At 64.2% G+C, this 11,858-nt stretch carries 10 protein-coding genes; 4 read left to right on the forward strand and 6 right to left on the reverse strand.

Translation table 11 applies throughout. From position 1 onward, the window contains the following. Nucleotides 1-318: 318 nt before the first annotated feature. Nucleotides 319-1,695, forward strand: a complete 1,377-nt coding sequence (locus tag NMG46_RS27300; RefSeq protein ID WP_254820428.1) for an MFS transporter — start codon at nt 319-321, stop codon at nt 1,693-1,695. A 39-nt stretch (nt 1,696-1,734) separates the two neighbouring features. On the opposite strand, the gene purH is transcribed toward NMG46_RS27300, so the two are convergent. From purH to htpX, 5 genes are all read right to left on the reverse strand, one after another. Beyond that, nucleotides 1,735-3,351, reverse strand: a complete 1,617-nt coding sequence (purH, locus tag NMG46_RS27305; RefSeq protein WP_254820429.1) for a bifunctional phosphoribosylaminoimidazolecarboxamide formyltransferase/IMP cyclohydrolase — start codon at nt 3,349-3,351, stop codon at nt 1,735-1,737. 84 nt (nt 3,352-3,435) lie between these two features. Beyond that, a complete protein-coding gene (locus tag NMG46_RS27310) occupies nt 3,436-5,184 on the reverse strand; it encodes a heparinase II/III family protein (RefSeq protein ID WP_254820430.1) in 1,749 nt (582 codons plus the stop codon). Nucleotides 5,185-5,330: 146 nt separating this feature from the next. Further along, nucleotides 5,331-6,677 (reverse strand): RsmB/NOP family class I SAM-dependent RNA methyltransferase, encoded by a 1,347-nt coding sequence (locus NMG46_RS27315; RefSeq protein ID WP_254820431.1) that lies wholly within the window; start codon nt 6,675-6,677, stop codon nt 5,331-5,333. Further along, nucleotides 6,674-7,000 (reverse strand): hypothetical protein, encoded by a 327-nt coding sequence (locus tag NMG46_RS27320; RefSeq protein WP_254820432.1) that lies wholly within the window; start codon nt 6,998-7,000, stop codon nt 6,674-6,676. The genes NMG46_RS27315 and NMG46_RS27320 overlap by 4 nt, the downstream gene beginning before the upstream one ends. Further along, a complete protein-coding gene (gene htpX, locus NMG46_RS27325) occupies nt 6,997-8,013 on the reverse strand; it encodes a zinc metalloprotease HtpX (RefSeq protein ID WP_254820433.1) in 1,017 nt (338 codons plus the stop codon). Before htpX ends, NMG46_RS27320 begins: the two co-directional genes overlap by 4 nt. Before the next feature lie 116 nt (nt 8,014-8,129). Between htpX and NMG46_RS27330 the strand changes: the two genes are divergently transcribed. Continuing rightward, nucleotides 8,130-8,342, forward strand: coding sequence for a DUF1674 domain-containing protein (locus tag NMG46_RS27330; RefSeq protein ID WP_254820434.1), 213 nt, complete (start codon nt 8,130-8,132; stop codon nt 8,340-8,342). A gap of 19 nt (nt 8,343-8,361) precedes the next feature. On the opposite strand, the gene NMG46_RS27335 is transcribed toward NMG46_RS27330, so the two are convergent. Beyond that, entirely contained in the window at nt 8,362-9,033 is a 672-nt protein-coding gene (locus NMG46_RS27335) for an HAD-IA family hydrolase (protein WP_254820435.1), read from the reverse strand. Between the two features lie 178 nt (nt 9,034-9,211). On the opposite strand from NMG46_RS27335, the gene NMG46_RS27340 reads away from it, so the two are divergent. Continuing rightward, nucleotides 9,212-10,081: a transglutaminase family protein gene (locus NMG46_RS27340; protein ID WP_254820436.1), complete on the forward strand. Its 870-nt coding sequence runs from the start codon at nt 9,212-9,214 to the stop codon at nt 10,079-10,081. A 329-nt stretch (nt 10,082-10,410) separates the two neighbouring features. Continuing rightward, entirely contained in the window at nt 10,411-11,772 is a 1,362-nt protein-coding gene (locus NMG46_RS27345; RefSeq protein ID WP_254820437.1) for a pilus assembly protein, read from the forward strand. The last annotated feature ends 86 nt before the right edge of the window (nt 11,773-11,858 follow it).

Consider the following 11,858-nt stretch of genomic DNA (forward strand, 5'->3'; position numbering starts at 1 on the left):
GCTGGAGGCCGGCGGCGAACGGGTCGGACGCATCCGCGAGCGGCTGCAGGCGCTGACCGAGGGCGGCGACATCACCGTGTCGCGGCTGTCGGTGGCGTCCGGCCTGATGAGCGATCTGACGGGGCTGTGAGACGTCTTCCATATCGCGCGGGATTGCCGGGAAGAACTGCGCAATAGAGCGAACGGCGCGCTGCTTTGGGGAGCGCCGGAGCATGATGCCGAACCTAACGATCGGCTTTTGGACAAGATCGTGCTCAACAACAAGGTGGAGCGTCATTCCGATTCGATCGGCATTGAGCAAGCTCCAGCGGAGGGGACATGGCTGAGATGGCAGTGCAGCGGGCGTCGGGACGCGGCATCTGGGGATGGATGCTGTTCGACTGGGCGGCACAGCCGTTTTTCACGGTCGTCACTACCTTCATCTTCGGTCCTTATTTCGTCTCGCGCATGGCCAGCAATCCCGAGACCGGGCAAGCGGCCTGGGGCTACGGCATTGCCGCCGCCGGCCTCGTCATCGCCGTTTTGTCGCCGGTCCTCGGTTCGATCGCCGACCAGACAGGACCGCGAAAGCCGTGGATAGCCTTCTTCGCCGCGGTCAAGATCACCTGCCTCACCCTGCTGTGGTTCGCCGCGCCCGGCTCTGATCTTTTTCTGGTCGTGGCGTTGTTCTCGCTGGCGTCGGTCGCGGCGGAATTCTCGACCGTGTTCAATGATTCGATGATGCCCCGCCTGGTGCCGAAGAGCGACATCGGCAGGATCTCGAACATGGCCTGGGGGCTCGGCTATCTCGGCGGCATGATCGCACTGATCTTCGTCGTTACCGTTATGGCCGGCTCGCCCGAAACCGGCAAGACCGTTGTTGGGCTGGACCCGATCTTCGGCCTCGATCCTAGGCTCGGCGAGGACGCGCGCGCCACCGGACCGTTGTCGGCGGCCTGGTATTTCCTGTTCATCCTGCCGATGTTCTTCTTCACGCCGGATGCAATCAAAGGCATTCCAATCGGGCCAGCGGTGCGCGAGGGACTGTCGGAACTGAAGTCGACGCTGGCCGAGGTGCGCAAGCGCAGCGGCATTTTTCGCTTTCTCGTCGCCCGCATGATCTATCAGGACGGCGTCAACGCGCTGCTGGCGTTGGGCGGAACGTTTGCGGCGGCAATGTTCCATTGGTCGATTACCGAGATCGGCCTGTTCGGCATCATCCTCAACGTCGTCGCCATAGTCGGATGCCTGGTCGCCGCACGCCTCGACACGGCGCTGGGTTCCAAGTCCATAGTGATGATTTCGCTGGTCATGCTGAGCATCGCCACGCTGGGCATCGTCTCGACCGGCCCGGGCTATACGCTGTTCGGCGCCTGGGTGATGCCCGGACTGGACGGCGGCGGATTGTTCGGCACGGCGGCGGAAAAAGCCTACATTTTCTACGGCCTGCTGATCGGGCTTGCTTTCGGGCCGGTGCAGGCTTCGTCGCGCTCCTACATGGCGCGCAGCGTCTCCGCGGCCGAATCGGGCCGCTATTTCGGCATCTATGCGCTGGCCGGCCGAGCGACCAGTTTTGCCGCACCTTTCATGGTGGCCACGATCACCCTGGCCAGCGGCTCGGCGCGGCTCGGCATGGCGGCGATCGTGCTGTTCCTCGGCGCGGGCATGGCGATCCTGATCGGCACGCCCTATCCGGCGGATCGGCCGGCGGAGTGATCTGCTCGTCCCTTCTCCCACAGAGGGAAGGGAGGGAGTTCAATGCCTGAAATGCCTCACGCCGGTAAACACCATGGCGATGCCGTGAGCATCGGCGGCGGCGATGACATTGTCGTCGCGCATCGAGCCGCCGGGCTGAATGACGGCGGTGGCGCCGGCTTCGATTGCCGACAAAAGCCCATCCGCGAACGGGAAAAAGGCATCCGAGGCGACGACCGAGCCCTTGGTCAAAGGCTCCGTCAGACCGGCAGCCTCGGCCGCGTCGAGCGCCTTGCGCGCGGCGATGCGCGAGGAATCGACCCGGCTCATCTGGCCGGCGCCGATGCCGACTGTAGCGCTATCCCTGGCATAGACTATGGCGTTCGACTTGACGTGCTTTGCCACGCGAAAGGCGAATTTCAGATCGGCCAATTCGGCCGGCGTCGGAGCGCGGCTGGTCACCACTTTCAGGTCGAGGTCATCGACCACCGCATTGTCGCGGCCCTGGACCAGCAAGCCGCCGGCAACCGATTTCAAGCCAAGGCCCGCCGCGCGCGGGTCGGGCAGGCCGCCGGTAACCAGCAGGCGTAGATTCTTCTTGGCGGCAATGATGCGGACTGCTTCCTCGGACGCCTCCGGTGCGATGATCACTTCGGTAAAGGTCTTGACGATCTCTTCGGCGGTTCCGGCGTCGAGGATGCGGTTCATGGCGACGATGCCGCCGAAGGCAGAGACCGGATCGCAGGCCAGCGCCTTGGCATAGGCCGCGTGCAGCGAAGCGGCTTCGGCGACGCCGCACGGGTTGGCGTGCTTGATGATGGCAATTGCGGCGGAGCGGGTCGGATCGAATTCGCCGACCAGCTCGAAGGCGGCGTCGGTGTCGTTGATGTTGTTGTAGGAAAGCTGCTTGCCCTGAAGCTGGCGCGCCGTAGCGACGCCCGGCCGCCTGTCGCCATTGACATAGAAGCCGGCGCCCTGATGCGGGTTTTCGCCATAGCGCATCACCGATTGCAGCTTGCCGCCGAAGGCGCGCCATGTCGGATGCTCGATCTCGAGCGCCTCGGCGAACCACCCCGAGATCGCCGCATCGTAGGTGGCAGTACGGGCAAAGGCCTTGGCCGCCAGCTTCTTGCGGAAATCCAGCGACAGCGAGCCGAAATTCATCTCCAGCGCGTTGAGCACCGAGGCATAGTCGTCAGGGTCGGTGACGGTACCGACATAGGCGTGGTTCTTGGCCGAGGCACGGATCATCGCCGGGCCGCCAATATCGATGTTCTCGACGATCGCCGCGTAGTCGGCGCCGGAGCGGCGCACCTCTTCGAATGGATAGAGATTGGAGACGACGAGGTCTATAGGCTCGATGCCGTGGTCGCGCATCGCAGCGACGTGCTCGGGATCGTCGCGCACGCCGAGCAGTGCGCCATGCACCGACGGGTGCAGCGTCTTGACGCGGCCGTCCATGATCTCGGGAAAGCCGGTGAGCTCGGATACGTCGCGCACGGCCATGCCGGCCTCGGCGATCGCCTTTGCGGTGCCGCCGGTCGAAACCAGCTCGACGCCGGCCGAAGCCAGCGCCTTGGCGAAGTCGATCAGGCCGGTCTTGTCGAAGACGGAGAGCAGCGCGCGACGGATCGGAACAAGGTCGGGCGCGGGAATGTTCTTGGCGGCGACGGCCATGGGCTGGCGGCCTTTCCAGTTCTGGTTGGAGAGCGTCCGCGGGCCGTAGCACATGAGGCCCGGAAATCAAGCAGCAAGGCTTGATCAGTGTTTGCCGTTGCCACTGGCTTCAGCTTTTTCCGGATGACCACCGAGAGTAGTCCGCGTCAATTGCCAGTGGACCTCGGAAATCTCCGAGGCTTTGAACGCAAGCACGATCTGCCGGCTGCGGCGCGGGCCGCCGAGCCCGGCGAAATAGATCGATTCCTCGACCTCGGGTACCACTTCGGTGGAGGTAAACACCCAGGTGTCGGCATGGTCGGCGGCCAGCACCAGACGGTCATGCTCATCCTGGAGCAGGTTTATGTCGGGATGGACATGGAAACGCACCGTGACGAAATCACGGCCATTGTTGCGGATAGAGGCGCCGCCCGGCCGCAGGAAGCGGTCCCTGCCGGCAAGCACATTGCCTTCGGTCGATAATTTCAGCTCGCGCTCATGCAGGAAGCCGAAGCGCGCGACATAGCCGTCATGGCGGGCGATGAAGCCCTGGCTGCCCTTCTGGTCGGTGCGCTTGCAAGGCACATGCTGCGGCCCGCCGATCAAAGGCGTGCCGAGCAGGTCGTTGACGCGCAGGGAGTGGTTGAAGCGCGCCGACGACGTGTCGTTGATGGTGGCGGTCGAGTGGGCGGCGGTGGCGCGGGCAAGCGGCCGGAACTCGGCGGCGCCATAGGTGTCTATGCCGGCGTTGACGATATAGTGCTGGCGGCCCGACGACAATTCGAAGGCGAGGCACCCGGCGTGAGCGGCATTGGACACGTCGACGGGCGGCGGCGGCCCGGTATCGGCGATCACGGTGACACCCCCCATCGACAGGCGCTCATAACCCGAATGTGGCGCGTGCAGCAATGGTGCGCCGGCGGTGTCGTCGTGATGCAGGATGCTGGCGATACGGTCGTGGATGGTGGCGCCCATGCCGTTGAAGCGGGCAAGGCTGCCATCCTGATGGCGAAAGAAGCGCAGCGCCGGCAGCATCCGGTCGATGGCGCCGATCAGGGCGGACGGCGGTGTCTCGGCCTGATTGGCGTATGTCTGGCGCAACGGCAGAAGGTCGGCGAGGATTTCAAGCACGGCCATCGGATTGCGCGAGATATGGCCGCCGTCAGGCAGGATCTGGCGGTCGATCTCGTCGCCGAGACTGCGGGTGGCACCGCGCAGCGCCGAGGCCGGCGCCGGCAGCGACAAAGCGGCAAAGGCCAGCGCAGTGCGCGCGCGCAGCCTGTCCTTGCCGTCCGGCATCTCGCGCGCCATGGCGCGCAGATAGCGGATCTGGACGGCAAGCGATTTCAGGAAGGCGCGGTAGAACGGAAATTCGGCGCCCTGCAACACGATCGAGGAATGCTGCAGCCAGGCAATGACGCGCTTGGCCGTCGTGCCGGGCTCCCAGGCGACCCCGGAAATATGGCTGCCATGGATTGCAATCCAGTCGGAAACCAACGCCCGCGCGTTGGCGGCGGCGAGTTCGGTACCCGCGGCACGCATGTGGCGCAGCCAGCGAAAGCCATGCAGCGTCTTTTGCCAGCCGGGATTGGGCACGTCGATCTGGAAGGGCGATTTGCCGCCGGTCTCGACCAGATGCCCCGAAAGCGGATAGCGGCCGTAATAGATCTCGAGCGCGATCTGAGGATCGGCGAGGCGCAGGTCCGGCGGGGCGATCAGGACGCGCTCCGGCGTGCGGCCTGAGTAGCGCCAGCGATAGAGTGGCCCGGCACGCAAGCGCCGGCGCGCCTTGCGCCAGAACTCCCTCGCGACAAGCGTCCACAGACGCGTCGTGTTACCGGCAGCGATTGCCAAAATCTCTCCTGATCGTCCTCACCCAGGCACAAGTTTATATGATTCAAGAACTTGTGCGAAGGCGAATTCCGCGGCAGCGTGGCCGTTCAGCCTGTTTTCCGTGCCTCCTCGCTCCAAGAAGCCCGACGGCGCCTCGAGATCGGTCCTTAGCCGGCTCTGCGCATGCGGGCGGCGAAGAAGCCGTCCAGCCCGGAACGGGCAGGGGAGCCAAGCTCCAGGTCGGCAGGCGTGGTGCGCAACGTGCCTCGCGGTGTCAGGAACGGGTCGATGCCGGCGATCTCACCCGGCCGAAGCGGGTCGTCGACGATTTCCGCATTGCCGGCGAGAAAGCCGCGATAAAGCTCTTCGCCTTCGAGCGGATCGAGCGAGCAGTTGGAGAAGACGATGCGACCGCCAGGCTTGACCAGGGTGACGGCCCGGACAAGCAGCCGGCGTTGCAGGTCGGCCAGTTTTTCGACGTCGGGCGCCGTCTTCGTCCAGGGGACGTCGGGATGCCGGCGCACCGTGCCGGTCGAAGAGCAAGGTGCGTCGAGGAGGACGGCGTCGAAGCGGTCCTTCGGCTCGTATTTGAGCAGATCGGCCTGCACCATCTCCGCGGCCAGGCCGAGCCGTTCGAGGTTCTGCGTCAGCCGTGCCAGCCGCGTTTTGGACATGTCGAGGGCGGTGACGTGGGCGCCGGCGAGGATCAACTGGGCGGTCTTGCCGCCCGGCGCGGCACAGAGGTCGGCGATTCGCAAACCATTGATGTCGCCGAACAGCCGGGCCGGCAGGCTGGCCGCCGCGTCCTGAACCCACCAGGCGCCTTCCCCAAAGCCGGGCAGTTCGGTCACGGAAGCGCTGAGCTTTTCCACCCGCACCGTGTCGGTCGGCAAGACGAAGCCACCGAGCCGTTCGGCCCACAGCGCCGGGTCCGACTTGACGGTGAAATCGACCGGCGCCTCGTGGCGATGGGCGAGCAGTATGTGCCTGGTCTTGTCGAGGCCGTAGACCGTTTTCAAACGGTCGGAAAACCATTTTGGCGCCTCGTCGGTGGCCGCAACCGCCGCCGCGAGCTCATCCTGCTTGGCCCGCGCCAACGTACGCAGTACGCCGTTGACGAGGCCGGAAAAGCGCGCCGTGCGCGGATCGGACTTGGCATGCGTCACGGCGAGGTCGACGGCGGCGCTGTCGGGAACATCGAGGAACAGGATCTGCGCCGCCGCCACATGCAAGATGTGCGAAAGCGCCGTGGCGTTGGGCGGCAGCGGCTTTTCCAGGCGGCGGGCCAACAGGCCTGATATGGTCATGCGGTAGCGCAGCGCGGTGACCAGAATGGCGCGCACCAGGGCGCGGTCGCGCAGGTCGAGCGCCTTGTATTGCGGATGCCCGTTTTCATGGTCGGTCAGCCCGTCGAGCGGCGTTCTCGCGTCGATGACGGCGGCAAGCAGCCGCGCGGCTGCCTTGCGCGCGGCGAGACCGCGAGCTTCTGAAGCCTCACTGTGAGTTGGCCTCATTGTGCCGGCGATCGGTTGACTAGTTTAAATATGGCGCTGACAAAATCTTCTTTGCTTCCTAGGGGTGAGGTCACCTGAATGTAGTCTTTCTCAACCCTGTCAACATAGTCCGCGACTTGCTTTGGAGATGCACCATCCCCGACAAGCCGGACGATGTGGTGGAGATAGGTGTCATATTCGTTTTCAGGAAGCGGACGAAATTCCAGTTCACTTGATGTTTCCATGTTCGCCATCGGTATGCCGATAGGGTTCCAGTGCCTTGCACAAAGATCGCGTATTTCCGCCAGCGAGATCCCGCCTTTTTTGTCTGTCGCGCTCGTCACGACCACGGACCTTTAGGCCCGGTCGGATTGCGTCCCCAGGGATTGGGTTTCGGCCTGGCCGGCTCGGCCGGCCTTTCGGGCCGGGCGGCCCTTTCCCACGGACCCGACGGCTGCTGCCCGATCCCGTCCGGCGCCGGGCTTGGCCTCGCGGCCGCTTCGGGTGCGCCGGCCATCTGTTGCGCCATCCGCTGCAGGGCGGCGATGCGGTTTTCGGTGCTCGGGTGGGTGGAGAACAAATTGTCCATGCGCTCGCCGGAAAGAGGATTGATGATGAAGAGATGGGCGGTTGCCGGATTGCGCTCGGCATCCGGGTTGCGGATGCGTTCGGCGCCACGGGCGATCTTGTCAAGCGCCGAGGCGAGCCACAGCGGGTGTCCACAGATTTCGGCACCGCGCCGGTCGGCCTCGTATTCGCGAGTGCGGCTCACCGCCATCTGCACGATCATGGCGGCCAAAGGCGCGACGATCATCGCCACCAGCACGCCGACGATGCCGAAGGAATTGTTGTTGTCGCGGTTACCGCCGAAGAAGAAGGCGAAATTGCCGAGCATCGAAATTGCGCCGGCGAAGGTGGCGACGATCGTCATGGTCAGCGTATCGCGGTGCTGCACATGGGCGAGCTCGTGCGCCATCACCGCCGCGACTTCTTCATGCGATAGCCGCTCGAGCAGGCCAGTGCTGGCGGCGACAGCGGCATTTTGCGGATTGCGGCCGGTGGCGAAGGCATTCGGCTGCGGATTGTCGATGAGATAGGTCCTCGGCATCGGCAGACCGGCGCGTCGGGCGAGGCCCTGCACGATGGCGTAATATTCAGGCGCGTTGCTTTCGTCGACCTCGATCGCTCGGTGCATCGCCAGCACCATCTTGTCGGCGTTCCAATAGCTGAACAGATTGGTGCCGGCAGCGATCAGCAAGGCGATCATCATGCCGCCGGATCCGCCGACCAGATAACCGACGCCCATGAACAGGGCCGTCATTGCGGCCAAAAGCATGGCGGTGCGAAGGGTGTTCATTGTCTGCTCCGTTCTGCCCAACAAAGGGGTCGATCCCTTGTGGACCCATCGCTATATGATGGGAAACAGCGGTTCTCGTTTCAATCGGGGGCCTTTTCAATCTACCGGAAGATCGCATGATCGACGAATCCAACCAAACACAGGCTCACCACGCGCCGCAAAAGGCGCTGACGCCGGCAGCCCGGCGCGCTTTGGCGGAGGCCGAGGCCCGGCGGCAAAGATATCGCGAGACGGAGGCCACGCTGCCGCGCGAGATCGGCGGGCGCGGCGGCAAGGAGCCTGGCCGCTACGGCGACTGGGAGGTCAAGGGCCTGACCAGCGACTTTTAGCCCAAGCAGGGGCGCCAAACTATACAGGCTGCGCCGTCCGCTCCGCTTCGATGGCAATCCAGCCGCTGGCATCGACGGCGATGCCGATCGCGTCATAGCCGGCGATAGCGGCATGCGGCGTCTGCAAAGAATGCCGGTGCGTGGCGCTGATCACCACGATTGCGGCGCCCGCGGCTTCGGCTGCCGCTATGCCGGCCGGCGCGTCCTCGAAGACGAGGCAGTCGCGCACATCGACGCCGAGCCGTTCGGCCGCCAGCCGGAAGCAGTCGGGCGCCGGCTTGCCGCGGGCCACGTCCTCCGCCGCAACGATCACGGCGGGAGCCGGAATGCCGGCGGCCTGCAGGCGCAGCAAGGCAAGTTCGCGTGGCGCGGAGGTGGCGATCGCCCAACTCCCAGGCGGCAGCGATGCGAGGAACGCCGTGGCGCCGGCGATCGGGCGAATGCCCTCGACGTCGGCTGCCTCGGCCTGCAAAAGCGCATCGGCTTCGCGGGCAGGATCGACGCCTGGCAGCGCCAGCCGGCCGATGGTCTCGATCGCCCGCACGCCGTGGATGGTCGGCAGGAATGCGGCGACGTCAAGACCTTGCCGATGCGCCCAAGCTGCCCAGACCCTTTCCGCCGCGGCAATCGAGTTGAGAATCGTGCCGTCCATATCGAACAGGAAGGCCGCAAATTTTCTGCCTGCAAACATCGGTTTTCCCGGGTCATCCTGGAGGGATTATTTCGAAAGACGCGTGTCGATCGACCGTAACGTTGCCGCGTCCGTATGGGAAGCCGCGAGGCGTCGTTTTCGACGTTCGCAAGGAACCGCCGCGCACTCTCCCGCGTTGACCAGCACTATCTTCCATGACGATCGTAGGGGGACGGCGATGCTGATCAGGCTCGGCTATGAAATTGGCATTGAATGCGCTGCAGCCACGCCGATTGTTTCGCTGCTCGAGATCCACAGGGATCGCCAGGTCGACATCAAGCGGCAGACGCGCGTGCTGACCTCGCCGTCGGTCCCGACCAGGGTCTACCACGATCTTTTCGGCAATAGCTGCCGCCGCTTCACGGCGCCGGCCGGAAGCTTTCGCATCCTCTATGACGCGGTGGTCGAGGACAGCGGTGAGGCGGACGAAGTCAACACGCTGGCCAGGGAAGTTCCGGTCGCCGAATTGCCGGACGAGGTGCTCGGCTATCTGCTCGGCAGCCGTTACTGCGAGACCGACCATCTCGGCGACCTGGCCTGGCAACTGTTCGGCCAGCTTCCGCCGGGCTGGGCGCGGGTGCAGGCGATCGTCGACTATGTCCACAACCGCCTGTCCTTCGGCTACGGTTATGCGCGCTCGACCCGCACGGCGGCGCAGGCGCATGAGGAACGCGTCGGCGTCTGCCGCGACTTTGCCCATCTGGCGATCACGCTCTGCCGCTGCATGAATATCCCGGCCCGCTACGTGAACGGCTATCTCGGCGATATCGGCGTGCCCGCCGATCCGGCGCCGATGGACTTCTCGGCCTGGATGGAAGTGTTCCTCGACAGCAAGTGGTACACGTTCGATCCTCGCCACAACGTGCCGAGAATCGGCCGTGTCGTCATTGCGCGTGGCCGCGACGCCACCGACGTGCCGCTGTTGCACAGTTTCGGCCCGCACCGGCTCAGCCTGTTCAAGGTCTGGACCTACGAGCAGGAAGGCAACCTGTTCAAGCCGCCCTATCGCGGCCTCGACAGGACCGTCACCGCACGGGTGCTGGCCTAATCCTCCCGGAGACGTTCACAGCCCATGTTTCCACGTCCCGCCATCGCGGTCGTGCTGATCCGGTTCGAGACATCTCGTCTGTACCGGATCGGGACGCCATCCGGCCGTTCCGAATTGCCAGCCGGATCGTGGTAAGCGCTTTGTGAACAAAGCTGCGCCGACGCGGCTTTCGTTTACCCGCTGTTTACCTTGTCGCCGCTCGAAACCGTTTGGAAACAATGGCCTGAGCGGGGGCCGCTCGCTTTCCCGCGCCCGGCGGCGCGATCCGGCCGGATTCCTGCAATGCGCGTTCGGACAGCTGCAGGCTGTGGCGAATGGAGGCGGAAGGAATGCGGCGTTTCGGGGGTCCTGTTCAGGCGATCGGCGGCTTTACCGAGGATCGCAGCGGAAATTTCGCGGTGCTGTTTGGTATAATCGGCTCAGTGCTGGCGCTGAGCGTCGGCTTTGCCGTCAATGTCTCCCAACTCTACAATGTGAAATCGAGCCTGCAAGGCGTCGTCGATGCTGCGGTCACCTCGACGGCCCGCGACCTGACGACCAGCGTCATCAGCGAGGCTGACGCCAGCAAATCGGTGCAGGCCTTTCTCGATGCCAACAGCACGGCGGGTATCCTGCAGGACAATCAGATCGTTCTCGACAAACTGACTGTCGACCGAATCGCCAAGACCGTTCAGGCGGACGTTCATGTCAATGTCAGCTATTATTTCCCGCTTTTCAGCACGGGTAGCATGCAGCGCGTTCCCGCATCGACGACGGCTCTCTATTCGGACAAGCAGATCGAAGTCGCGATGATGCTCGATGTTACCGGCTCGATGGCAGGCCAGAAAATCATCGATCTGCGGACGGCTGCGGCGAATGCTGTCGACAGCTTCCTGGGCGGTCAGGACCCGTCCAAACCGCGCGTGCGGGTTGCCATCGTGCCTTATGCCAATTCGGTGAATGCCGGTACACTTGCCGCCGGCAGCGTCTATGTGGAAACCACCGCCAGCCAACGCAAACAGGCGCCGGCCAATGACGCCGTGCAGTATGTCTCGGGCTTCATCCGTCCCGATAATTGCGCCACCGAACGCAAGGGGACCTACCAGTATTCGGACGCAGGCCCCGACGCCAGCATGGTCAACCGCGACTACCTGCTGTCGTCCTTCGCCTGGCAAACCGGCACCGCCGCCTGCCCGGCCGCCACGCTGATGCCGCTGACGGCCGATGCGACGGCGCTCAAGACGGTCATCAAGAATTTCGTCGCCTCCGGCGGCACTGCCGGCCATATCGGCGTGCAGTGGACCTGGTACGTGCTCTCGGAGAGCTGGGGGAGCATAATGAGGACTTCGCAGCGGCCGGCCAAGATGGATCCAAAAAAGGTCGCCAAAATCGCGATCCTGATGACCGACGGCGAATTCAACCTGTCCTACTTCGATGCGAGCACGGTGAGCGACGTTTACAATGACGCCGGCAAGGAGCCGACCCGCACGGCAGCCAAGAAACTTTGCGCTGCCATGCGCGACAGGGGCATCGAGATCTTCACTATTGGATTTGACCTAAACGAAACAAATGCCAAGGCGACGCTCCAGGATTGCGCGAGCCCGGACACCACCAAGATCAAGCACTTCTACCAAGCTGCCAATGGAACCGAACTCAACCAGGCTTTCCAGGACATAGCGCGCAACGTCGAGATGTTGAGCGTAACCAAATAAGGGACAACAGCCCAAAAAGGAAAAGGCCGCCGCTTCTTGCGAAGTCGGCGGCCTTCCGTGTTTCCGTCCATGGCGCGGCTCCTGGC

The organism is Mesorhizobium sp. LMG 17147 (assembly GCF_024297145.1).
Taxonomy (GTDB): Bacteria; Pseudomonadota; Alphaproteobacteria; order Rhizobiales; family Rhizobiaceae; genus Mesorhizobium.

Bases quoted from the DNA above. Each gene is read 5' to 3' on its own strand.
- NMG46_RS27300 (WP_254820428.1), top strand. From the start codon at position 319: ATGGCTGAGATGGCAGTGCAGCGGGCGTCGGGACGCGGCATCTGGGGA.
- NMG46_RS27315 (WP_254820431.1), bottom strand. From the start codon at position 6,677: ATGAGGCCAACTCACAGTGAGGCTTCAGAAGCTCGCGGTCTCGCCGCG.
- NMG46_RS27345 (WP_254820437.1), top strand. From the start codon at position 10,411: ATGCGGCGTTTCGGGGGTCCTGTTCAGGCGATCGGCGGCTTTACCGAG.
- purH (WP_254820429.1), bottom strand. From the start codon at position 3,351: ATGGCCGTCGCCGCCAAGAACATTCCCGCGCCCGACCTTGTTCCGATC.
- htpX (WP_254820433.1), bottom strand. From the start codon at position 8,013: ATGAACACCCTTCGCACCGCCATGCTTTTGGCCGCAATGACGGCCCTG.
- NMG46_RS27340 (WP_254820436.1), top strand. From the start codon at position 9,212: ATGCTGATCAGGCTCGGCTATGAAATTGGCATTGAATGCGCTGCAGCC.
- NMG46_RS27330 (WP_254820434.1), top strand. From the start codon at position 8,130: ATGATCGACGAATCCAACCAAACACAGGCTCACCACGCGCCGCAAAAG.
- NMG46_RS27335 (WP_254820435.1), bottom strand. From the start codon at position 9,033: ATGTTTGCAGGCAGAAAATTTGCGGCCTTCCTGTTCGATATGGACGGC.